We start from the raw sequence: 21334 nt of genomic DNA on the forward strand, positions 1-21334 counted from the left end.
GGCAATCATACCATCGCGCGTGGACGGTTTTTACCGTCCTTACGGTCTGTATCAGGATCGATGGCGGCGCTCACGTCCTGATTGGCGGGATCGGGCGGCAAAGCCCTCGTGCGATGCATCCAGCTCGACAGCGCGGACGCCAGCACGATGCACGCGCCGCCCGCCCATTCGCGCGGCCCCGGCGTCTCGCCAGCAAAAAGCCACGCGGAAAACGCCGTGACCACGAGTTCGAACAGCATGATGATCGAGGCCCGATTGGCCGGCACGCGCGCGAGCCCGTACTGCACCAGCATATTGTTCGACGCCAGCAGAAAGCCGAGGCCGAGCACCAGCAGCGCGACGGTGCCGAGATGCGCGCCGGCGGGCGGCGCGGGCATGGCCTCGAACAACGACGCGCACGCGCCGAAAAGCGCCGCGCCGCCGAAGATCGTCGCGGTGCGCATTTCGGGCTTCATGTCGGGCAATACGCGGCTCGTCTTGAGGATCAGCACGTTGCTCATCGCGAAGCCCATGCCGCCCGCGAGGCCCGCCCATTCGGCGAGATTGCCGGGCACGGGAAGGCCGAGCCGCGGCGACCACAGCATCGTCATCGCGCCGGCCAGCGACAGCGCGGCGAGGCCCGCGCCCGGCCAGGTCAAGCGTTCATGCAGGATGAAGTGCGCGAACAGCGCGGTCCATGCCGGGGTGAGATAGAACAGCAGCAACACGCGCATGACCTCGCCGTGGATCGAGCCCCACACGAAGCCGAGATTGGTGATGCCGGCCGCCAGCGCCAACGCCGGCAGCAGCCAATGCCAGCGCACCGTCTTGAGCGCGTGACGCCGCACCAGCAGCACGAACAGGCAGCCGGCGCCGCTCGTCAGCGCGCTCGCCGCCGTGCCGGTCACGCCGAGCGCCGCGAGCATGCGCAGTGGATACCAGATCATGCCCCACACCGAAGCGCCCAGCATGATCGCAAGCGTCGGCCAGCCGTGGCGAAGCCAGTTGGTCATGCCGCGCTCCTTGCGGAACCGCCGGCGGTGCTGCTGTTGGGGGCCGCGGGTTTATCGCGCCCGCTTCGTCCGAATGTCTCGAATGTCTTGACGACTGCTACGACCATTGCTGCTCCTGCTTCTTTCTTGCGCGAACCGTCGGCGGCTCGCGTCGTTCCCGCTGCGTCGCCTGCGCTGCGCCACCTGGCGGGCGGCGCGGCCAGCCGCTTGTCAGCGCTGCGCCGTGTCGTGAGAGGGCTGATGGGACCGCGAACGGCCACGCGCCACGCCATGCGCGCCACGCTATAATCATCCGCTCGCCGCCGTCCGTTTGGCTGCCGTCCCGCTGCTGTTTTACCGCCGTCCCGCTGCTGTCTGTCTCGCGCATTGGTCAACGCATTGGTCAACGCATTGGTCAGCGCTTTGCCGCCGGCGCGCGTGCCGGCATCTTCCTGCATCCGTCCACGCCCATCTTCGATCAGGCCCGAACCGTCCAGTGAACCCGCTCCTCGATTCCCTCCAGCCCTATCCGTTCGAAAAGCTGCGTGCGCTTTTCAAGGACATCACGCCGCCGGCCGGCCTCGCGCACATCAGCTTCGGCATCGGCGAGCCGAAACATCCCACGCCGGCGCTGATCCGCGACGCGGTGGTCGCCTCGCTCGGCGGCCTGGCCGCGTATCCGGCAACGATCGGCTCGCAGCCGCTGCGCGAGTCGATCGCGCAATGGGTCACGCAGCGCTACAACCTGCCGCCGGTCGACGCCGCCACCCAGGTGCTGCCGGTGTCGGGCTCGCGCGAGGCGCTGTTCGCCTTGGCGCAGACCGTGATCGACCCGCAACGCAATGCCGAAGGCGAGCCTGCGATCGTACTCTGTCCGAACCCGTTCTACCAAATCTACGAAGGCGCGGCGATTCTGGCCGGCGCGCAGCCGTACTTCGTGAACAGCGACCCGGCGCGCAACTTCGCCTGCGACTATTCGGCGGTGCCGGCCGACATCTGGGCGCGCACGCAACTGCTCTACGTATGCTCGCCGGGCAATCCGACCGGCGCGGTGCTCACGCTCGACGACTGGCGCGAACTGTTCGCGCTGTCGGACCGCTACGGCTTCGTGATCGCCTCCGACGAGTGCTACTCGGAAATCTATTTCGACGAAGCCCATCCCCCGCTCGGCGGCCTCGAAGCGGCGCACAAGCTCGGCCGCGGCTTCGAGCGGCTCGTGATGCTGTCGAGCCTGTCCAAGCGCTCGAACGTGCCGGGCATGCGCTCGGGCTTCGTGGCGGGCGACGCGGCGATCCTGAAAGCCTTCCTGCTCTACCGCACCTACCACGGCGCGGCCTTGTCGACGGTGTACCAGGCGGCCAGCATCGCCGCCTGGAACGACGAAGCGCACGTGCGCGAGAACCGCGCGAAATACGTGCGCAAGTTCGCCACCGTCACGCCGATGCTCGCCGAGGTGCTCGACGTGCGCCTGCCCGACGCCGCCTTTTATCTGTGGGCCGACGTCTCGCGCACGGGCCTCACGGATACCGGGTTCGCCCAGCGCCTGTACGCCGACTATAATGTGACGGTTCTGCCGGGCTCGTTTCTCGCGCGCACCGCGCACGGCGTGAACCCCGGCCGCAATTTCGTGCGCATGGCGCTCGTCGCCGACGTCGACGAATGCACTCAGGGCGCGCAACGGATCGTCGACTTTTGCCGCGCGCTCGCGGGTTGAGGTTGCTTTAACGCCCCCGCACCGCATCCCTTCTTCCGACTTCAACTCTTCAGAAAACACGCATATGTCGCAACAACTTCAGAGCATCATCGACACCGCCTGGGAAAACCGCGCCGAGCTGTCGCCGAAGGCCGCGCCGGCCGACGTGCGCGAAGCCGTCGCCCACGCCATCGAGCAACTGGACAAGGGCGCGCTGCGCGTCGCCGAGAAGAAGGACAGCGACTGGGTCGTCAATCAATGGCTGAAGAAAGCGGTGCTGCTGTCGTTCCGCCTGGAAGACAACGCGCCGATGCCGGCCGGCGGTTACTCGCAGTTCTACGACAAGGTGCCGTCGAAGTTCGCCAACTACACCGCTGAAGACTTCGCCGCCGGCGGCTTTCGCGTGGTCCCGCCGGCCATCGCGCGGCGCGGCTCGTTCATCGCGAGGAACGTCGTGCTGATGCCGTCGTACACCAACATCGGCGCCTATGTGGACGAAGGCTCGATGGTCGACACGTGGGCCACCGTCGGCTCGTGCGCGCAGATCGGCAAGAACGTTCACCTGTCGGGCGGCGTGGGCATCGGCGGCGTGCTGGAGCCGCTGCAGGCGAACCCGGTCATCATCGAGGACAACTGCTTCATCGGCGCGCGCTCGGAAGTGGTGGAAGGCGTGATCGTCGAGGAAAACTCGGTGATCTCGATGGGCGTGTACCTCGGCCAGAGCACCAAGATTTACGACCGCGAAACCGGCGAAGTGTCGTATGGCCGCATTCCGGCGGGTTCGGTGGTGGTGGCGGGCAACCTGCCGTCGAAAGACGGCTCGCATAGCCTGTACTGCGCCGTGATCGTCAAGAAGGTCGACGCCAGGACGCGCGCCAAGGTCGGCCTGAACGAGCTGCTGCGAGGCGATTGATGGCACGCGGCACCAAAACCGTCGTCTACGGCATCCCGAACTGCGACACCGTGAAGAAAGCCCGCGTGTGGCTGGAAGAGCACGGCGTCGAGTTCGAGTTCCACGACTTCAAGAAAGCCGGCGTGACCGAGCCGCTCGTGCAGGACTGGCTGAAGGACGTGAAGCTCGACGCGCTGCTGAACCGTCGCGGCACCACCTGGCGCGGCCTGGCCGACGACATGAAGGCGGCCGCCGATACCCAGTCGGGCGCGATCGCGCTGATGATCCACAAGCCCTCGGTGATCAAGCGGCCGGTGCTGGTGGTCAACGGTCGGGTCAAGTCGCTCGGTTTTTCCGCGGACGAATACGCAACGCTGTTTGCGTGAAGCCACGCCCGAACGCAACAAGAAGTCGACACGCGGCCTCGCCGCGTTGCCTGAAAGCCGTTGCCGGCTGCGGTGTTCAACCGCCAGCCGGCATTTTTTCATTTCCAAGTGGCTTGTACTGAATCCATGTCCGGCACCCTCGCCCTTACCGAACAACTCATCGCGCGCGCGTCCGTCACGCCCGACGACCAGCATTGCCAGCGCCTGCTGATCGAACGCCTGTCCGCCATCGGCTTCGAACACGAGACGATCGAATCGAACGGCGTGACCAACCTGTGGGCCGTCAAGCGCGGCGTCGACGGCACCGCGGGCAAGCTGCTCGCCTTCGCCGGCCACACCGACGTGGTGCCGACCGGCCCGCTCGAACAGTGGCGCTCGGCGCCGTTCGAGCCGACCCATCGCGACGGCAAGCTGTATGGCCGCGGCGCGGCGGACATGAAAACGTCGATCGCCGGCTTCGTGGTGGCGAGCGAGGAATTCGTCGCGGCCCACCCGTCGCATCGCGGCTCGATCGCGTTCCTGATCACGAGCGACGAGGAAGGCCCCGCCACCGACGGCACCGTCAAGGTGGTCGAGGCGCTGGAAGCGCGCGGCGAGCGCATGGACTATTGCATCGTCGGCGAACCGACTTCGAGCGAACGGTTCGGCGACACGGTGAAGAACGGCCGGCGCGGCTCGATGTCGGGCAAGCTGGTCGTCAAGGGCGTGCAAGGCCACATCGCCTATCCGCATCTGGCGAAAAACCCCGTGCATCTGCTCGCGCCCGCGCTCGCGGAACTGGTCGCCGAACGTTGGGACGACGGCAACGAATACTTCCCGCCCACCACGTGGCAGGTGTCGAACATTCACAGCGGCACCGGCGCGACCAACGTGATCGCGGGTCACGCGGACGTGATGTTCAACTTCCGCTTTTCGACGGCCAGCACCGTGGAGGGTCTGCAGGCGCGCGTGCATGCGATCCTCGACAGGCATGGGCTCGAATACGATCTGCAATGGACCGTGAGCGGCCTGCCGTTCCTCACGCCGCGCGGCGACCTGTCGAATGCGCTCGCCAAGGCGATCGCGGATGAAACCGGCGTAAGCACCGAACTGTCGACCACCGGCGGCACCTCGGACGGCCGCTTCATCGCGCGCATCTGCAAACAGGTGGTCGAATTCGGTCCGCTGAACGCCAGCATCCACAAGATCGACGAACATATCGAACTCGCGCACATCGAGCCGCTGAAAAACGTGTACCGCCGCGTGCTCGAACAACTGATCGCCTGAACAAGGACTAATTGCGATGACGCTTCCGTTTTCCACTGTCCGCGACCTGCTGCGTTTCGCGGTGTCGCGCTTCAACCAGGCCGGGCTGTCGTTCGGCCACGGTTCGGCCAATGCTTACGACGAAGCCGCCTATCTGATCCTGCATACGCTGCATTTGCCGCTCGATCTGCTGGAGCCGTTTCTCGACGCGCGTTTGAGCGCGGCCGAAATCGACGCCGTGCTGAACGTGATCGAGCGCCGCGCCGCCGAACGCGTGCCGGCCGCGTACATCACGCAGGAAGCGTGGATGCACGGCTTTCGCTTCCACGTGGACGAGCGCGTGATCGTGCCGCGTTCGTTCATCGGCGAGTTGCTGCAGGACGGCCTGCAACCGTACGTGGAAGATCCCGAGGCGGTAAGCGCGGTGCTGGAACTGTGCACCGGCTCCGGCTGCCTCGCGATTCTCGCGGCGCATGCCTTTCCGAACGCCGATATCGACGCGGTCGATCTGTCGGCGCCCGCGCTGGAAGTCGCCGCGCGCAACGTCGCGGACTATAAGCTCGACGACCGCATCGCCCTTTTCGAAGGCGATCTGTACGCGCCGCTCGCCGAACGGCGCTACGACGTCATCATCAGCAACCCGCCTTACGTGAACGCGGCGTCGATGCGGGAGCTGCCCGCCGAATACAAGCATGAGCCGGACATGGCGCTCGCGGGCGGCGCCGACGGCATGGACGTCGTGCGCCGGATCATCGCCGACGCGCGCAACTGGCTCACCGAAAACGGCGTGCTGGTGATCGAGATCGGCAACGAGCGCCAGCACGTCGAGGCGGCGTTCGGCGGCCTCGATCTGGTATGGCTCTCCACCAGCGCCGGCGACGACAACGTGTTCCTGATCCAGGCCGCCGATCTGCCGGTGTAACGGTTTATCGCGGGCCGGGCGCGGCGGTCGGCTACGCTTGTCGCTCGCCGCGCGGCGCGTCTGAGTACACTCCCGGAAGTGACTCGGAGCGCGCTTTTCAACCCTTCGCCTGCCTATGCAATTCGACCTGCTTCACGTCGGCACGCTGGTCGCCCTCGCTCACATCCTGGGCGTCGTCGCGGCGTGCCACGCGATTCTGAATACCCGCACGTCGCAAGGCGCGATTGCGTGGGCCGTGTCGCTGGTCGCGATGCCTTATCTGACGCTGGTGCCCTACCTGTTCCTCGGCCGCAGCAAGTTCGCCGGCTATGCGGACGCGCGCCGCGTCGAAAACGAACTGCTGCGCGCACGCGCCCACCCGCCGGAGTGGGACGAGCAGGCTTCGTCCACGGGACTGCCCATGCAGGCGCTCGGCGCAAGGCTCGTGCATTCGCTCACGCGGCTCGGCGGCATGCCGTTTCTGCCGGGCAACTCGGTGCGCACGCTGGTGAACGGCACGGCGACCTTCGAGGCGATCTTCGAGGCGATCGAAAACGCGCGCCACTACGTGATCGTGCAGTTCTTCATCGTGCGCGCCGATGCGCTCGGCGAAATGTTCAAGGACGTGCTGATCGCGAAGGCGAAACAAGGCGTGCGTGTCTACTTCCTGTACGACAGCATCGGCAGCTTCGATCTGCCGCACCGCTACGTGGCGGCGCTAACCGCGGGCGGCGTGGAAATGCATCCGTTCGCCACCCATCGCCGTTTCGTGAACCGGCTGCAACTGAACTTTCGCAATCACCGCAAGATCGTTTCGGTGGACGGCGAGCGCGCGTTTGTCGGCGGCCATAACATCGGCGTCGAATATCTCGGCGCGAGGCCGCCGCTCTCGCCGTGGCGCGACACGCATATCGAGCTGCGCGGCCCCGCGGTCGCGAGCATTCAGTTCGTGTTCACCGAGGACTGGCACTGGGCGACCCAGCAATTGCCCGTGTTCGACATGCCCGCCGCGCCGGCGGCCGCCGAGCGCCCGGCCGGTCACGACATGCACTGCCTCGTGGTGCCGAGCGGCCCGGCCGACAAACAGGAGACCTGCTCGCTCTTTTTCGTCGAAGCGATCAACGCGGCGCGCGAGCGGATCTGGATCACCACGCCCTATCTCGTCCCCGACGAAGCCGTATTCGCGGCCTTGCGGCTCGCCGCGCTGCGCGGCGTGGACGTGCGCATCATGATTCCGTGCCGGCGCGATCACGTGGTCGTGTTCGAAGCCTCGAAGCTATATGCGTACGACTCGCTGCGCGCGGGTATCCGGATCTTTCGCTACCAGCCGGGCTTTCTACATCAGAAGGTGGTGCTGATCGACAGCATGGCCGCCGCGATCGGCAGCGCCAATCTCGACAACCGCTCGTTCCGGCTCAACTTCGAGATCATGGTGCTGACCGTGGACCGCGGCTTCGCCGAAGAGGTTGAGGCGATGCTGCTCGAGGACTTCGCCGAATCGATCGAAATCGATCGCAACGAGTACCGGCATGCGAGCGCGCTGCGGCGCGTGTTGATGCACGTGGCGCGGCTGTTCGCGCCGATTCTCTAGCTGCGTTGCATTTGCGCGGGTTCCTTGCCTTACGCTCCGCGGCAACTCAACGCGGCAACTCAACGCGGCAACTCAAAGCAGCTACTCAAAGCAGCTTCTCGATGTCCTCGGCAATCGCCTCGGGCTTGGTCAACGGCGCATAACGCTTGACCACCTCGCCGTCGCGGCCGATCAGGAACTTGGTGAAATTCCACTTGATCGCCTCGAGCCCCAGCAGGCCCGGCGCCTCGCCCGTCAGATAGCGGAATAGCGGATGCGCGTTCGCCCCGTTCACATCGACCTTGTCGAACATCGGGAAGGTCACGCCGTAGTTCTTCTCGCAGAACGCGCCGATCTGCGCCGCGTCGCCCGGCTCCTGCTTGCCGAACTGGTTGCACGGAAAACCGAGCACCGTCAGCCCGCGCGCCGCGTAACCGTCGTACAGCTTCTGCAAGCCCGCGTATTGCGGCGTGAACCCGCATTCGCTCGCCGTATTGACGATCAGCAACACCTTGCCTTGATAGCGCTCGAGGTTCACTTCCTCGCCGCCCAGCGTGCGCGCCGAAAACGAATAGATCGATGTCATGGGCTCTCCCCTCTCTGAAAGCCGTCAGTCTATGCCAAAAGCCGTGCCGATACAGTCGGCCGAATGGCCGATGCCGCTTGAGCGCCCGGCGCCGGCCCCGGCGGTCTAAAATAGCGGTTTTCTTCAGCCGGCCTCTTCGTGATCCGCTTTAACCAGTTCAGCCTCGCGCGCGGCACCAAGCCGCTCTTCGACAACACCACGTTCACGCTCAACCCCGGCGAAAAAGCCGGCCTGGTGGGAGCGAACGGCGCGGGCAAGTCGACGCTGTTTGCCGTGCTGCTCGGCGAACTGCATGCGGACGGCGGCGATTTTTCGATCCCGCCCACCTGGCAGATCGCGCACGTCGCGCAGGAAACCCCCGCCGCGGACAAAACCGCGCTCGACTACACGCTCGACGGCGACGCCGCCTTGCGCGCGATCGAAGCGTGCATTGCCGAGGCCTCCGCCGCGCACGACGGCGCGGCCGAAGGCGAAGCGCACGCCGCGTTTGCGGACGCCGACGGCTACACCGCGCCCGCGCGCGCCGAAGCCTTGCTGCTCGGCCTCGGCTTCACGCTCGAACAGACCCGCGAGCCGGTCAGCAGCTTCTCGGGCGGCTGGCGCATGCGGCTGAACCTGGCGCAGGCGCTGATGTGCCGTTCCGACCTGCTGCTGCTCGACGAACCCACCAATCACCTGGATCTCGACGCGATCATCTGGCTCGAAGACTGGCTGCATCGCTATCCCGGCACGCTGATCGTGATCTCGCACGACCGCGAGTTTCTCGATTCGGTCTGCAACGTCACGCTGCATCTGGAAAAACAGCAGATCAGGCGCTATGGCGGCAACTACTCGCAATTCGAAGTGCTGCGCGCGCAGCAGATCGCTTTGCAGCAGAGCGCGTATGAAAAGCAGCAGCGCACGGTCGAGCATCTGCAGAGCTACATCAACCGCTTCAAGGCGCAGGCCACCAAGGCGCGCCAGGCGCAAAGCCGCGTGAAGGCGCTGGAAAAGATGGAGCTGATCGCGCCCGCGCACGCGTCCTCGCCGTTCACGTTCGAATTCCGCACGCCCGATTCGGCGCCCAATCCGATGATGGTGATGGAAGACGTGCGCTGCGGCTATCGTAGCGACGGCATTGAGATTCCGATCGTCGATCATGTGATGCTGTCGATCCAGAACGGCCAGCGCATCGGCCTGCTCGGCGCGAACGGCCAGGGCAAGTCGACGCTGATCAAGACGCTCGCCGGCACGCTCGAAGCGCTCGGCGGCCAGGTGCGCGAAGGCAAGGGGCTGCGCATCGGCTACTTCGCGCAGCATCAGCTCGAAACGCTGCGCCCGGACGACACGCCGTTGCAGCACCTCGCGCGCCTCGCGCCCGATACGCGCGAACAGGAATTGCGCGACTTCCTCGGCAGCTTCAATTTTTCCGGCGAAATGGCGACCTCGAAGATCGCGCCATTCTCCGGCGGCGAAAAAGCGCGCCTCGCGCTGGCGCTGATCATCTGGCAAAAGCCGAACCTGCTGCTGCTTGACGAGCCGACCAATCACCTCGACCTCGAAACGCGCCACGCGCTCACCATGGCGCTCGCGCAGTTCGAAGGCACGCTGATTCTCGTGTCGCACGACCGGCATTTGCTGCGCGCCACCACCGATCAATTCATGCTGGTCGCGAAACACCGCCTGCAGGAATTCGACGGCGATCTGGACGACTACCGCGACTGGCTGCTGCAACATGCCGCCGAACAGCGCGCGGCGCTCAAGGCGGGCAACGCATCCAGCGGTGCGAACGGTGCGGACAGCGCCGCCGACGGCGGCGTGAACCGCAAGGAACAGCGGCGCCTCGAAGCGGAGACGCGCCAAAAACTCGCGCACCTGAAAAAGCCGCTGCAAAGCCGCGTCACGAAGATCGAAAAGGAAATGGACGCGCTCAACGCGGAGAAGGCGGCGCTCGATGTGTTCGTCGTCGATCCGGCGAGTTATGAGCCCGAGCAGAAAAGCAGGCTGACGGAGGCAATCCGCCGTCAGGCAGACGTGAACGCACGCCTCGAAGCGCTCGAAGCCGAATGGCTCGAGATTCACGAGGAACTCGAACAGATCGGCTAGCGGCACGCCGCTTGCGGTCCGCACCGGCATCGACGGGAGGTTGGCTTTGTCATCTGCGACATCATCCGGGGCGTCGTCCAGTCCGTCACCGGTGCCGCCCGCGCTGCAAGGCTTGCGCGTGCTCGACCTGACGCGCCTGCTGCCCGGTCCGGTCGCCGCGTTGCGGCTTGCCGAACTCGGCGCGGACGTGCTGAAGATCGAGGCGCCCGGCGCCGGCGACCCCACCCGCGCGATGATGCAGTCGTCGAGCGACCGCGTAGCCGGACGGCCCGGCGCGTTTTACCGACTGGTGAATCGCGGCAAGCGCGAAACGCGCCTCGACCTCAAATCAGAGGCGGGACGCAACGTGTTGCGCGCCCTCGCCGCCGAAGCCGACGTGCTGATCGAGAGTTTTCGGCCAGGCGTGATGGAGCGCCTCGGCGTCGGCTATGAAACGCTGCGCGCGGCCAATCCCCGGCTCGTCTACTGCGCGATCAGCGGGTATGGCACGAGCGGCCCATTCGTCGACCATCCCGGCCACGACCTGAACTACATCGGCTATGCGGGCGTGCTCGATCAACTGGCGAGCCGCGACGGCACGCCGATCCTGCCGAATTTCCAGATCGCGGATCTGCTCGGCGGCGCGCTGAGCGCGGTCACGCAGATTCTCGCCGCGTTATGGCACGTGTCGCGCGGCGGCACGGGCCGCTTCATCGACGTATCGATGGCGCACGTCACGCATGCGCACAACATCGTCGCGCAAGTCGGGCTCGTCAATGACGGCGCCGCGCCGGCAGCCGGCGGCGGTCTGCTGAATGGCGGGGTGCCCTGCTACAACCTGTACCGCACGCTCGATAACCGCTGGCTCGCGGTCGGCGCGCTCGAACTGAAGTTCTGGGAAACGCTGTGCATGGCGCTCGACCGGCCCGAATGGGCGACGCGCCACTGGAGTCTCGGCCAGGCGATCGGCGGCCCGGATGCCGCCGCGCTGACGCAGGAACTCGCCGACATGATCGGCAAGCGTGCGCTGGAGGAATGGGTGCGGTTGCTGGAGCCGCTCGGCTGCTGCGTGTCGCCGGTGCTGACGCCGGCCGAAGCCGCGCGGCACCCGCTGTTCGACCCGCAAGCGCTCGCGGCGGCGAGCGGCGGCGAAAACGAAGCGGAAGGCAACGACCGGTTTATCGGTTAAACGGAGCGTTCGGCCGGCGTGAGGTGGAAGCCCGGTTGGCCGGCTCGGCAGTCACGCAGCGCTTACGACCGCGCAGTTCAGGCAAGCGCCGCTGCCCCGAACCATCAGCGCCTTGCCGGCGTCTGCCGCGGCAAGGTCTGACGCGGTGTCTTTTCATCGTCGTACAGCAGATGCTTGCGGCCTTCCACGTGACGATTGATCGTGGCGCGCACCTCGGCGGCCGTGGCGTGCTCGGCGACCACGCCCCGTGAAATCTGCCCCGCCGTATCGATCCATTCGACGATCCGGCAAGCACCGCCCCAAGGCTGGCGAATAGGCTCGGAGACGCGGCAACCGCGCACCTGCATCGGCCGCTCGGCCACGGTTTCATATGACTGTTTCAAGGCGCGATCCTTTTTCGGGCATCAGAAGGGATGCAATATCCCCGCAGCTTAGGAAAAAGGAATGTCCGATGGGTTACAACCAATATGGAGATATTTACCGCGCATTACGGGTCACGCCAGCGCGCACGGGCGCGCAAGCCCCGTCTATTCGAGCGTGCGAACCCGGTCGATAGCCTGTTCGATCCGCTCGACCGCAACGACCTGTAAGCCTTCGATCGGCTGCTTCGGCGCATTGGCCTTCGGAATGACCGCGACGGAGAAGCCCAGTTTGGCGGCTTCCTTCAGCCGCTCCTGACCGCGCGGCGACGGCCGGATCTCGCCGGCCAGCCCCACTTCCCCGAATACGACGAGTCCCTTGGGCAGCGGTTTGTTGCGCATCGACGAATGAATCGAGAACAGCACGGCCAGGTCCGCGGCGGGCTCGCTGATCTTCACGCCGCCCACCGCGTTGAGGAACACATCCTGATCGAAACAGGCAATGCCGGCGTGCCGATGCAGCACGGCCAGCAGCATCGCGAGCCGGTTCTGCTCGAGGCCCACCGCGAGCCGCCGCGGGTTCGGCGCATTCGCCGAATCCACCAGCGCCTGCACCTCGACCAGCAACGGCCGCGTGCCCTCCTGCGTGACCAGCACGCACGAACCCGGCACCGACTGCTCGTGCTGCGACAGAAACAGCGCCGACGGATTGGCGACGCCGCGCAGGCCGCGCTCGGTCATCGCGAACACGCCCAGTTCGTTGACCGCGCCGAAGCGGTTCTTGATCGCGCGCACCAGCCGGTACGACGAATGCGTGTCGCCCTCGAAGTACAGCACCGTGTCGACGATATGCTCGAGCACGCGCGGCCCCGCGAGCGCGCCTTCCTTGGTCACGTGGCCGACCATGATGATCGTGGTGCCCGTCTGCTTGGCGATCCGCGTCAATTGCGCCGCGCATTCGCGAACCTGCGCGACCGAGCCAGGCGCGGAAGTCAGCGCGTCGGAATAAACGGTCTGAATCGAATCGATCACGGCGACGTCGGGCCGTTGCTCGGCGATCGTCGCCTGGATTTTTTCGAGCTGGATTTCCGCGAGCAGTTGCAGCTCGCTCGCCTTCGAGCCGGGCTCCAGCAACGAAAGCCGCTGCGCGCGCAACGCGATCTGCGCGGCCGATTCCTCGCCGCTGATATAGAGCGCGCGTTTGTGCGCCGCGATTTCCGCGAGCGATTGGAGCAGCAGCGTCGATTTGCCGATGCCCGGATCGCCGCCGATCAACACCACGCCGCCCGGCACCAGGCCGCCGCCCAGCACGCGGTCGAATTCGCTCACGCCAGTGGAAAAGCGCGGCACATCGGACGCCTCGATGTCGGCGAGACGCCGCACGGGCGCGCTCTTCGCGAGCGACTGAAAGCGGTGGGTGGACGGCGTTTCCGCGACCGATTCCACCAGCGTGTTCCATGCGTTGCATGACGGGCACTGACCGGCCCATTTCGGCGATTGCCCGCCGCATTCACTGCAGATGTACAACGTCTTCGGTTTAGCCACGCGCGATTGCCTGTATTGCTGTTCTTGGGAGGGTGGACTCGGTGAGGAGAGTTCGGCGAGCGATTGGTCGGCAACCCATGCGGCCACCGAGCCGATATACGCGGACCGCCATTGGCGGCTCGCCCGTCGGTGTGCAAACGCCGCACGCGCTACCGGAAGAAACCGCCTACTCGGCGCGCACCTGCACGCGCGGCGCCACCGCGCACATCAGCTCGTAGCCGATCGTGCCGCATGCCTGCGCGACGTCGTCGATCGGCAGCGAGGCGCCCCACAACTCGACGCGCGAGCCGACGTTGGCGGTCGGGATCGGCGTCAGGTCGACCGTGAGCATGTCCATCGAGACGCGCCCGACGACCCGCGTGCGCACGCCGTCGACGATCACCGGCGTGCCTTCCGGGGCGATGCGCGGATAGCCGTCCGCGTAGCCGCAGGCCACCACGCCGATGCGCATCGGCGCGCGCGCCTTGAACAAGGAGCCGTAGCCGACCGTCTGGCCTTCGCCGATGGTTTGCACGGCGATCAATTCCGAACCGAGCGTCATGGCCGGCTGCAGCCCGGTGCCCGCGATCGCGGCCGTCACGCCCGAGGGCGACGCGCCGTACAGGATGATGCCCGGACGCACCCAGTCGAAGTGCGTCTCGGGATGCCACAGCGTGGCCGCCGAATTGGCGAGGCTGCGCGCGCCGGCGATGCCTTGCGCGCCGCGCTCGAAGGCGTCCATCTGATGCGCGACGCCGCGTTCGCCGTCGGCGTCCGCGAAGTGGGTCATCAACGTGATCTGGCCGACGCCCTGGCAGGCGCGCGCGCGCTCCCATGCGGCGCGGAATTTTTCAGGCGTGTAGCCGAGGCGGTTCATGCCGCTGTTCATCTTCAACTGGATGTTGACGGGCTTGGAGAGGCGCGCCATTTCGAGCATGCGCAGCTGTTCGTCCGAGTGCAGCGCCGTGGTCAGGCTGTAGCGGTCGATCACGTCGATATCGGTCGGACGAAAAAAGCCTTCGAGCAATAAAATTGGGCCGGCCCACCCTAATTCACGCAACTTCACGGCTTCTTCGAGGTCCAGCAACCCGAAGCCGTCGGTTGCGCGCAGGCCCGGAAAAGCGCGCGCGAGGCCGTGCCCGTAAGCGTTCGCCTTCACGACGGCCCAGATCTTCGACTTTGGCGCGTAGCGCCGGGCGACGGCGAGGTTATTGGCGAGTGCGGAGGTATGAATCGTGGCTGAGAGGGGGCGCGGCATGGGATATTTTCGTAAAGACGCTTGCGAATCAGCGGCTTACAGGGCGTTTTCAATGCCAGTCCGCCGCTGGGCGGTGCGATCAAGGATTCTGCTAGTCCGAATCCATCTATTTTCATGATATAAAGCCGTGCGCACAACCCATTTCGAACGGCATAAGCCCGGACGCCTTGCACGCGGCCGGGGCGGACAGGCCGCAGCGAGGACAGCATCGCATCAGATGAAAAAAGGTTTTTACACCATCATGGCCGCGCAGTTTTTCTCGTCGCTGGCCGACAATGCGCTTCTGATCGCCGCTATCGCACTGCTGAAAGATCTCCACGCTCCGAACTGGATGACGCCGCTGCTCAAGCTGTTCTTCGTGCTGTCGTACGTCGTTCTTGCCGCTTTCGTGGGCGCCTTCGCCGACTCGCGTCCCAAAGGGCACGTGATGTTCATCACCAACACCATCAAGGTGGTCGGTTGCCTCACGATGCTGGCGGGCGCGCATCCGTTGCTCGCGTATGGCATCGTCGGCTTTGGCGCGGCGGCCTATTCGCCGGCCAAGTACGGCATTCTCACCGAACTGCTGCCGCCTGACCGGCTGGTCGCCGCGAACGGCTGGATCGAAGGCACCACGGTCGGCTCGATCATTCTCGGCACCGTGCTCGGCGGCGCGCTGATCAGCCCGCACATTGCAGCACCGATCCTCAGGCACCACATTCCCACCGTCAACACGCCAGCCGAAGCGGCCATGCTGATCATCATGGGAATCTACGTGATCGCCGCGCTGTTCAATCTGCGCATTCCCGACACCGGCGCGCGTTATCCGAAACAGGAACGCGGCCCGATCAAACTGGTCACCGATTTCGCCGACTGTTTCGTCGTGCTGTGGCGTGACAAGCTCGGCCAGATTTCGCTCGCCGTGACGACGCTGTTCTGGGGCGCGGGCGCAACGCTGCAATTCATCGTGCTGAAGTGGGCCGAAGTGTCGCTCAACATGTCGCTCTCGGAAGCGGCGGTCCTGCAGGCGGTGGTCGCCGTCGGCGTGGCGGCCGGCGCGATCTTCGCGGCCTCGCGCGTGCCGTTGAAGAAGTCGCTCTCGGTGCTGCCGGTCGGCATCATCATGGGCGCCGCCGTGATGCTGATGGCGTTCTATACGCGCGATCTGTTCCCCGCGCATTGGGGGCTGTATTTCGGCCGCATGCACGTGCCGGGCTACCTGATCGTCGCGTACATCTTCCTGATGATCGTCGGCGGCCTCTCGGGCTTTTTTGTCGTGCCGATGAATGCGCTGCTGCAGCATCGCGGCCATGTGCTGTTGTCGGCGGGTCACTCCATCGCCGTGCAGAACTTCAACGAAAATCTCTCGGTGCTCGTCATGCTGTGCCTGTACGCGGTGCTGGTGTGGCTCGACGTGCCGGTCGCGGCGGTGATCGTGCTGTTCGGCACCTTCGTCTGCCTGATGATGTGGGTCGTGATGCGCCGTCACCAGGCGAATCAGAGGGCGTTCGACTCCGTCGCGCTGATCGGCGAAGTCAAGCATTGACCCGCGGCGGGGGCCCCGCTCCCGTCCTGTCCGCGCCCTCCACTTCCCCGCCTTGCCATGACTCAACCGATTCCGAATGTGCTGACGATCGCCGGTTCCGATTCCGGCGGCGGCGCCGGCATTCAGGCCGATCTGAAAACCTTCTCGGCGCTCGGCGCCTACGGCGCGAGCGTGATCACCGCGCTCACCGCGCAGAACACGCGCGGCGTCACGGCGATTCACGCGCCGGACCCCGCGTTCGTTACCGCGCAACTCGACGCGGTGTTCGACGATATCCGTATCGACGCCGTGAAGATCGGCATGCTCGCGAATGCGCCGATCGCGCGCGTGGTCGCCGATGCGCTGCGTCGGCACAAGCCGAAGCACATCGTGCTGGACACGGTGATGATCTCGAAGAGCAATCACGCGCTGCTGCTGCCCGATGCGGTCGCGGTGGTGCGCGACGAACTGCTGCCGCTCGCCGACCTGCTCACGCCCAATCTACCGGAAGCGGCCGCCTTGCTCGGCGTGCAGCCCGCGGCCGACGAAGCCGGCATGGTCGTGCAAGGCGAAGCGCTGCGCGCGCTCGGGGCGCGCGCGGTGCTGATGAAGGGCGGTCATTTGAACGCGGCGGATAGTCCCGACTGGCTCATCGAGGAGCATGGCTCGCTGCGTCTTGGCGGCCCACGCGTGCCGGTGAAGAACACGCACGGCACGGGCTGCACGCTGTCGTCGGCGATCGCGGCGCTGATTCCGCAACGCGGCGACCTGGCGAGCGCCGTGGCCGACGCCAAGCAGTATCTGACAGGCGCGTTGCAGGCGAGCGATCAGCTCGACGTCGGCAGCGGCGTCGGGCCGGTGCATCATTTTTATCGGTGGTGGTAACGCGACTGGCGACATGGCGCGCCTTGCGCGGTTGCCGTTACCGTTGCTGTCGCTATCGCTATTGCCGCGCGTAGTTCCGCGCCTGCTCCGGCCACTCGTCCGGCACGATGAATCCACGCGAGCGCTCGATCGACGCGCCCGTGCCGTCCGAGACAAACGCGGCGACCATCGTCGGTCCAGGCTGATGCGAGATTTGCGCCGCGAGTGATTCGGCGTCGACGAAAGCAGCACCCGCGGACCACGCCTCATCTCGTTCGTGATGCCGCGGCGCGAGCCATTCGAGCCGCGGCAACACACGCCAGCTTTGTCCATGCGCGGCCGCGAAAGCCGGCCAATTGCTACGCGTCACCCACCAGCCGCGTCCATGCGCCGGATCGAGCTCCACGGGATCGGACGGCGTCTCGCCATGCCGGTAAAACAGCCAGCCTTTGATGAACATGCGCGGCGCCCACGGCCCTTCGTGGCCGACCGACGCGAACTCTTCGCGCGCGCTCAGCGGCAACTGATGATTGAGCACATGCGCCAGCTTCAGATCGAAGCGGTCTTTCAGATTCGGGCCGACGTAATCCGCGAGGCGCGCGCGCCCTTCGCCGGCGTGCAGATAGCACTTCACGGCCAGTTCCCAATGCTGCCGCGCGCCCTGTTGCGTCTGCACGAGGAAATCGCATTCGCCGAGCGTGACGCCCGCGCGCCGCAGCGGCACACTCGCCGCGACCAGCCGCGCCGCCGGTCCATGCTGCAAAAACCACGCGAGCAGACGTTCGGCGTAGCGGCCCAGACGCGTGACGCGCGTCGCCGCGAGATCGCGATGCAAGGGTTCTGGCGCGGCGTCGAGCGCGCGCAGCCAGTCGACGGTGGCAGCGGCTTCGTGCGGCGTTTCGAAAGGATTCGCGAGCGCGCCCACTGGCGGCTGCGCGCGCAACAGATCGGCGCTCAGCAGCAGCCACGCGAGATCGCGCACCGCCGCATCACGCAACGAAGCGAGCAACGGATCCAGCAGCGCGGCATAAGCGCCGGGCGCGGCGGCGGGGGCCGCCGTCGGCCCGTCCGAGGCCATCACTGCGCCACGTTCGACGACGCGCCGCCGGCCGCGCGCCACGTATCGCGCGCGAGGCACAGGTCGGCCCACGCCTTCGCCTTGTCGGGCAGGCTGCGCAGCAGATACGCCGGGTGATAGGTGACGATGACCGGCACGCCCTCGTATTCGTGCACGCGACCGCGCAGCGACGAAATGCTCGCGTCGGTTTTCAGCAGACTTTGCGCGGCAAAGCGGCCCAGCGCGACGATCAGCTTCGGCTTGACCAGCGCCACCTGGCGTTGCAGATACGGCTCGCAACGCGCGACCTCGTCCGGCTCGGGATTGCGGTTGCCGGGCGGGCGGCACTTGATCACGTTCGCGATATAGACGTTGGCGTCGCGCGCGAGCGTGAGCGATCGCAGCATGTTGTCGAGCAGCTTGCCGGCCTGGCCGACGAACGGCTCACCGAGGCGGTCTTCGTTTTCACCGGGCGCTTCGCCGATCAGCATCCAGTCGGCGTTGCGATCGCCGACACCGAACACCGTGTTCGTGCGCTTCTCGCACAGCCGGCAGCGTTGACAGCCGGCGACGCGCTCGCTGAGCGCGTCCCAGTCGAGCGTGTGGATCGCGGGCGGTTCGGGGGTTTCATGGCGGGCTTCGGCGGCGACGTGCGCGTCGGTGGGCAGATCGTCGAACCACGCGAAATCGTCGTCGGGCGGCGCGTCGAATTGCGGCGGCTCGGCAGCGCCGGACCGCGATGATTGTGGCTCACGCGTGTCTGCCGACGGCGCGCGACGCTCGGCCTGCCCGCCAGCCTGCGTCGGCGGCGCCGACTCGCTCGTGCGTGCCGGAGCCTCGCGGTCGAACCGACCGCGCGGTTCGCCCGACCGCGACGACGGCTCCGCACGATTCGCCCCACGCCGCTCGACCTCCGCTTGCGCGGAGCCGACGGGCCGGGTTTCGCCCGCGCGCATCGCGGGCCGCTCGGCGTCCTCCGTGCGAGCGGACTGGCTGCCGCCCTGCTCGCGCCCAACCGAAGCCGGCTCTCGCGCCGCGAAGCGTTGATCGTCACCGCGCGCGCCCTGCTCCGCTAACGCCGCGGCATCCGGCTCGACGCCGGCCTCGGCGACCGCTTCCCGCGCCGCCGCCATTCCGCGCCGCGCCCACAGCGGCGTCAGCCCAAACTCTTCCAGTACCGATTCATGCAGCGCCATCTGCGCCCTCCGTGGCAAACGAGTAACGCATCACGATGGCGTCCTCCCGGCTGCGATGCCGCGCCGGATAATAATTCTTGCGCCGGCCGATCGACGCAAAGCCAAAACGTTCGTAAAGCCGGATCGCCCGATGATTCGACGGTCGCACTTCGAGCAGCAGGCCCTCGAGTTTCTCGGCGCGCGTGATGCGCACCGCCTCGCGCAGCAGCGCGAGCCCGGCGCCGGCGCCTTGCGCGGCGGGCGTCACACATAAGTTGAGCAGGTGCATTTCATCGACCACCGGCATCAATACGCAATAGCCGATCAGCGTACCCGTGACGTGCCGCAGACAGACGCCGAAATAGCCGTTGCGCAGCGAATCGCCGAAATTACCGCGGCTCCAGGGAAATTCATAAGCAAGCTTTTCGATGGCCGCGACCTCGTCGAGATCGCCCTCGGTCATCGGCGACATATAGCGGTCCGCCAGCAACACGCCGCTCATTGCCCGGCCTCGCCCTGCCGCGCCTCGTGCGCGAGCCTCGCGGCTTGCCCGGCCTTGGCCGCTTTATCGGCGACGCGCTCCGCCGTGGTTTGCGCGACCTTGTCGCGCACGTATTCCGGCGCGGCCTGATCCGCGGGCACCGTGCGGCCGGCGCGCAACGCGCGCAGCGCCGCGTGCGCCAGAGGCACGGCGTGCGGCAGTGCTTCGCCGTCGACGGTTCGCGCGGCGGCAACGGCGGGTAGCCGCGCGCCGAAGGCCGCCGCGGCATTGCCCGCGAGTGTGAAGGGGACATCGGGCAAGACCAGCCGGTCCGGCGTATCCAGCGAAGCCGCCTGGAGCGTGCGCCATTCGCCTTGCGCGTCGTCCCACGCGAAGTCGGCCCAATAGATTTCGTCCATGCGGGCGTCGAGCGCGGCCAGCACGCGCGTGGCCGACGGGTCGCGCAGCCTGGCGCTCTCCGCGCAGGCCAGCAGCGTGCCGATCGGCACCACCGGCAGGTTCAGGCCGAACGCGAGACCTTGAGCGACGCCGGTCGCCGTGCGCAAACCCGTGAACGAGCCGGGACCGGAGCCGAACGCAATGGCGTGGCAATCGGCCAGCTTAAGGCCCGCTTCGTCGAACAGTTCGCGGATGGCGGGCAGCAGACGCGTGCTCGAGACCGCGCCGGTCTGCTCATGGCGCAACCAGATATGAGGCTGCGCGGACGAGTGGCCCGGCGCGCCGGCGGCGGCCGATAACAGCGCCACCGAGCAGAATTCGGTCGAGGTATCGAGGGCGAGGAGCACAGTTTGATTCATGGACGGTATTGTAATCGGCACCGCGCACGCGGATGCGGTTTTGGGACGCCCACGCGCGCCTTGCATCGGCCGGTGTTTGGAGTGCGCCCTCGGGCACGCGGCGGTATCCAGTTGTTATGATCGTCAGCCCAACCTACCCCCAAACCCGCCCCGGAGGCAAAACAACAATGGCCGACATCAACGCGCAATTCACTCAAGCCCAGGAAGACGTCAAGCAATTGCCCGAGCGTCCTGGCAATCTCACTCTGCTGCGTCTCTATGCACTCTTCAAGCAGGCCACCGAAGGCGACGTGCACGGCGACAAACCGGGCTTTACCGATATCGTCGGCAAATACAAGTACGACGCCTGGGCGGCGCTCAAGGGCACCGATCAGGACGCCGCGAAGCAGCAATACGTGGAACTCGTCGAATCGCTCAAAAGCGGCGCATCGGCGTAAGCCGGCCGCATCGACATAACGGCGTCGTGTAATCGGCCTGCGCTGACGGGCCGATTCGCCAGCCAATCGGCGTCAGGCGGCAATCCGCTAGCAGCCCGAGCAAACTTTTTCAGTAAGAAACGTCCTAACAGTGGCGCGGTGCAACAAAAGTCGATATAATGCCGCCTGCGCTTCACTGCTTTGCCCGGCTTTCTCCTAGCGGCCCTTGCGGCGCAGCGCCTCGTAGCGTTTAGCTCCAATCCAGTTTAGAACCTGTCCCCTCCTGCCTAGCCCCTACGGGCGATCATGTCCCAGGCTGGCGGCACGCCGTGTTGGCATGTCGCATCCGATACAGCTTCTAACGAAAAGCTCGCCTTCATT

Annotated in this window: 20 protein-coding genes; 11 read left to right on the forward strand and 9 right to left on the reverse strand. The window is 66.2% G+C overall.

Annotation, left to right across the window (positions count from 1 at the left end; translation table 11 throughout):
• Positions 1 to 5: 5 nt before the first annotated feature.
• Positions 6 to 992 carry a DMT family transporter gene (locus tag CUJ90_RS10550; RefSeq protein WP_114162654.1) on the reverse strand — a complete coding sequence of 329 codons (987 nt, stop codon included), beginning with the start codon at positions 990 to 992 and terminating at the stop codon, positions 6 to 8.
• A gap of 475 nt (positions 993 to 1467) precedes the next feature.
• Between CUJ90_RS10550 and dapC the strand changes: the two genes are divergently transcribed.
• The 6 genes from dapC (at position 1468) to cls (ending at position 7679) form a co-directional block, all read left to right on the forward strand.
• Positions 1468 to 2685 (forward strand): succinyldiaminopimelate transaminase, encoded by a 1218-nt coding sequence (gene dapC / locus CUJ90_RS10555; RefSeq protein WP_114162655.1) that lies wholly within the window; start codon positions 1468 to 1470, stop codon positions 2683 to 2685.
• A 64-nt stretch (positions 2686 to 2749) separates the two neighbouring features.
• A complete protein-coding gene (gene dapD, locus CUJ90_RS10560; protein WP_114162656.1) occupies positions 2750 to 3577 on the forward strand; it encodes a 2,3,4,5-tetrahydropyridine-2,6-dicarboxylate N-succinyltransferase in 828 nt (275 codons plus the stop codon).
• Positions 3577 to 3942, forward strand: coding sequence for an ArsC family reductase (locus CUJ90_RS10565; protein WP_073427970.1), 366 nt, complete (start codon positions 3577 to 3579; stop codon positions 3940 to 3942). Before dapD ends, CUJ90_RS10565 begins: the two co-directional genes overlap by 1 nt.
• Before the next feature lie 126 nt (positions 3943 to 4068).
• Positions 4069 to 5208 carry a succinyl-diaminopimelate desuccinylase gene (gene dapE, locus CUJ90_RS10570; RefSeq protein WP_083083858.1) on the forward strand — a complete coding sequence of 380 codons (1140 nt, stop codon included), beginning with the start codon at positions 4069 to 4071 and terminating at the stop codon, positions 5206 to 5208.
• A 16-nt stretch (positions 5209 to 5224) separates the two neighbouring features.
• Positions 5225 to 6109, forward strand: a complete 885-nt coding sequence (gene prmB, locus CUJ90_RS10575; RefSeq protein ID WP_114162657.1) for a 50S ribosomal protein L3 N(5)-glutamine methyltransferase — start codon at positions 5225 to 5227, stop codon at positions 6107 to 6109.
• 115 nt (positions 6110 to 6224) lie between these two features.
• Positions 6225 to 7679: a cardiolipin synthase gene (gene cls, locus CUJ90_RS10580; RefSeq protein ID WP_114162658.1), complete on the forward strand. Its 1455-nt coding sequence runs from the start codon at positions 6225 to 6227 to the stop codon at positions 7677 to 7679.
• Between the two features lie 85 nt (positions 7680 to 7764).
• Here the strand turns inward: cls and CUJ90_RS10585 are convergent, their stop codons facing one another.
• A complete protein-coding gene (locus tag CUJ90_RS10585; protein ID WP_083083860.1) occupies positions 7765 to 8244 on the reverse strand; it encodes a glutathione peroxidase in 480 nt (159 codons plus the stop codon).
• Between the two features lie 138 nt (positions 8245 to 8382).
• On the opposite strand from CUJ90_RS10585, the gene CUJ90_RS10590 reads away from it, so the two are divergent.
• Both CUJ90_RS10590 and CUJ90_RS10595 read left to right on the forward strand, forming a co-directional pair.
• Complete coding sequence (locus CUJ90_RS10590) at positions 8383 to 10329, forward strand: ATP-binding cassette domain-containing protein (RefSeq protein ID WP_114162659.1); 1947 nt, start codon at positions 8383 to 8385, stop codon at positions 10327 to 10329.
• A gap of 103 nt (positions 10330 to 10432) precedes the next feature.
• Positions 10433 to 11497 (forward strand): CaiB/BaiF CoA transferase family protein, encoded by a 1065-nt coding sequence (locus CUJ90_RS10595; RefSeq protein WP_114163523.1) that lies wholly within the window; start codon positions 10433 to 10435, stop codon positions 11495 to 11497.
• Between the two features lie 104 nt (positions 11498 to 11601).
• On the opposite strand, the gene CUJ90_RS10600 is transcribed toward CUJ90_RS10595, so the two are convergent.
• The 3 genes from CUJ90_RS10600 to alr all read right to left on the reverse strand — a co-directional run bounded on the left by CUJ90_RS10600 (position 11602) and on the right by alr (position 14638).
• Complete coding sequence (locus tag CUJ90_RS10600) at positions 11602 to 11880, reverse strand: DUF2866 domain-containing protein (protein ID WP_073427964.1); 279 nt, start codon at positions 11878 to 11880, stop codon at positions 11602 to 11604.
• 144 nt (positions 11881 to 12024) lie between these two features.
• Positions 12025 to 13401 carry a DNA repair protein RadA gene (gene radA / locus CUJ90_RS10605; RefSeq protein WP_073427963.1) on the reverse strand — a complete coding sequence of 459 codons (1377 nt, stop codon included), beginning with the start codon at positions 13399 to 13401 and terminating at the stop codon, positions 12025 to 12027.
• Between the two features lie 166 nt (positions 13402 to 13567).
• A complete protein-coding gene (gene alr / locus CUJ90_RS10610) occupies positions 13568 to 14638 on the reverse strand; it encodes an alanine racemase (protein WP_114162660.1) in 1071 nt (356 codons plus the stop codon).
• A 217-nt stretch (positions 14639 to 14855) separates the two neighbouring features.
• Between alr and lplT the strand changes: the two genes are divergently transcribed.
• Together lplT and thiD are read left to right on the forward strand one after the other, a co-directional pair.
• Complete coding sequence (gene lplT, locus CUJ90_RS10615; RefSeq protein WP_083083863.1) at positions 14856 to 16163, forward strand: lysophospholipid transporter LplT; 1308 nt, start codon at positions 14856 to 14858, stop codon at positions 16161 to 16163.
• A gap of 57 nt (positions 16164 to 16220) precedes the next feature.
• Positions 16221 to 17027 (forward strand): bifunctional hydroxymethylpyrimidine kinase/phosphomethylpyrimidine kinase, encoded by an 807-nt coding sequence (gene thiD, locus CUJ90_RS10620; RefSeq protein ID WP_114162661.1) that lies wholly within the window; start codon positions 16221 to 16223, stop codon positions 17025 to 17027.
• 58 nt (positions 17028 to 17085) lie between these two features.
• Here thiD and CUJ90_RS10625 read toward each other — a convergent pair whose 3' ends face one another.
• From CUJ90_RS10625 to tsaB, 4 genes are read right to left on the reverse strand one after another with little or no spacing between them, the layout of a single operon-like run.
• Entirely contained in the window at positions 17086 to 18084 is a 999-nt protein-coding gene (locus CUJ90_RS10625; RefSeq protein WP_114163525.1) for a DUF1853 family protein, read from the reverse strand.
• A complete protein-coding gene (locus CUJ90_RS10630) occupies positions 18084 to 19259 on the reverse strand; it encodes a uracil-DNA glycosylase (protein WP_208645214.1) in 1176 nt (391 codons plus the stop codon). The genes CUJ90_RS10625 and CUJ90_RS10630 overlap by 1 nt, the downstream gene beginning before the upstream one ends.
• Complete coding sequence (gene rimI, locus CUJ90_RS10635) at positions 19246 to 19740, reverse strand: ribosomal protein S18-alanine N-acetyltransferase (protein ID WP_073427958.1); 495 nt, start codon at positions 19738 to 19740, stop codon at positions 19246 to 19248. The genes CUJ90_RS10630 and rimI overlap by 14 nt, the downstream gene beginning before the upstream one ends.
• On the reverse strand, positions 19737 to 20537 hold the full coding sequence (gene tsaB / locus CUJ90_RS10640; RefSeq protein ID WP_114162662.1) for a tRNA (adenosine(37)-N6)-threonylcarbamoyltransferase complex dimerization subunit type 1 TsaB: 801 nt from the start codon (positions 20535 to 20537) through the stop codon (positions 19737 to 19739). Before tsaB ends, rimI begins: the two co-directional genes overlap by 4 nt.
• Positions 20538 to 20704: 167 nt before the next feature.
• On the opposite strand from tsaB, the gene CUJ90_RS10645 reads away from it, so the two are divergent.
• The gene (locus CUJ90_RS10645; protein WP_114162663.1) at positions 20705 to 20974 is read left to right on the forward strand and encodes an acyl-CoA-binding protein; all 270 of its coding nucleotides are present in this window, start codon (positions 20705 to 20707) and stop codon (positions 20972 to 20974) included.
• The last annotated feature ends 360 nt before the right edge of the window (positions 20975 to 21334 follow it).

It is taken from the genome of Paraburkholderia terricola, from assembly GCF_003330825.1.
Lineage (GTDB): Bacteria > Pseudomonadota > Gammaproteobacteria > Burkholderiales > Burkholderiaceae > Paraburkholderia > Paraburkholderia terricola.

What these genes read in the sequence shown, in the direction of transcription:
- rimI (WP_073427958.1), bottom strand. Translation starts at nt 19,740, where the DNA reads ATGAGCGGCGTGTTGCTGGCGGACCGCTATATGTCGCCGATGACCGAG.
- prmB (WP_114162657.1), top strand. Translation starts at nt 5,225, where the DNA reads ATGACGCTTCCGTTTTCCACTGTCCGCGACCTGCTGCGTTTCGCGGTG.
- alr (WP_114162660.1), bottom strand. Translation starts at nt 14,638, where the DNA reads ATGCCGCGCCCCCTCTCAGCCACGATTCATACCTCCGCACTCGCCAAT.
- CUJ90_RS10585 (WP_083083860.1), bottom strand. Translation starts at nt 8,244, where the DNA reads ATGACATCGATCTATTCGTTTTCGGCGCGCACGCTGGGCGGCGAGGAA.
- dapE (WP_083083858.1), top strand. Translation starts at nt 4,069, where the DNA reads ATGTCCGGCACCCTCGCCCTTACCGAACAACTCATCGCGCGCGCGTCC.
- CUJ90_RS10550 (WP_114162654.1), bottom strand. Translation starts at nt 992, where the DNA reads ATGACCAACTGGCTTCGCCACGGCTGGCCGACGCTTGCGATCATGCTG.
- tsaB (WP_114162662.1), bottom strand. Translation starts at nt 20,537, where the DNA reads ATGAATCAAACTGTGCTCCTCGCCCTCGATACCTCGACCGAATTCTGC.
- CUJ90_RS10565 (WP_073427970.1), top strand. Translation starts at nt 3,577, where the DNA reads ATGGCACGCGGCACCAAAACCGTCGTCTACGGCATCCCGAACTGCGAC.
- lplT (WP_083083863.1), top strand. Translation starts at nt 14,856, where the DNA reads ATGAAAAAAGGTTTTTACACCATCATGGCCGCGCAGTTTTTCTCGTCG.
- dapD (WP_114162656.1), top strand. Translation starts at nt 2,750, where the DNA reads ATGTCGCAACAACTTCAGAGCATCATCGACACCGCCTGGGAAAACCGC.
- CUJ90_RS10630 (WP_208645214.1), bottom strand. Translation starts at nt 19,259, where the DNA reads ATGGCGCTGCATGAATCGGTACTGGAAGAGTTTGGGCTGACGCCGCTG.
- CUJ90_RS10645 (WP_114162663.1), top strand. Translation starts at nt 20,705, where the DNA reads ATGGCCGACATCAACGCGCAATTCACTCAAGCCCAGGAAGACGTCAAG.
- cls (WP_114162658.1), top strand. Translation starts at nt 6,225, where the DNA reads ATGCAATTCGACCTGCTTCACGTCGGCACGCTGGTCGCCCTCGCTCAC.
- CUJ90_RS10625 (WP_114163525.1), bottom strand. Translation starts at nt 18,084, where the DNA reads ATGGCCTCGGACGGGCCGACGGCGGCCCCCGCCGCCGCGCCCGGCGCT.
- thiD (WP_114162661.1), top strand. Translation starts at nt 16,221, where the DNA reads ATGACTCAACCGATTCCGAATGTGCTGACGATCGCCGGTTCCGATTCC.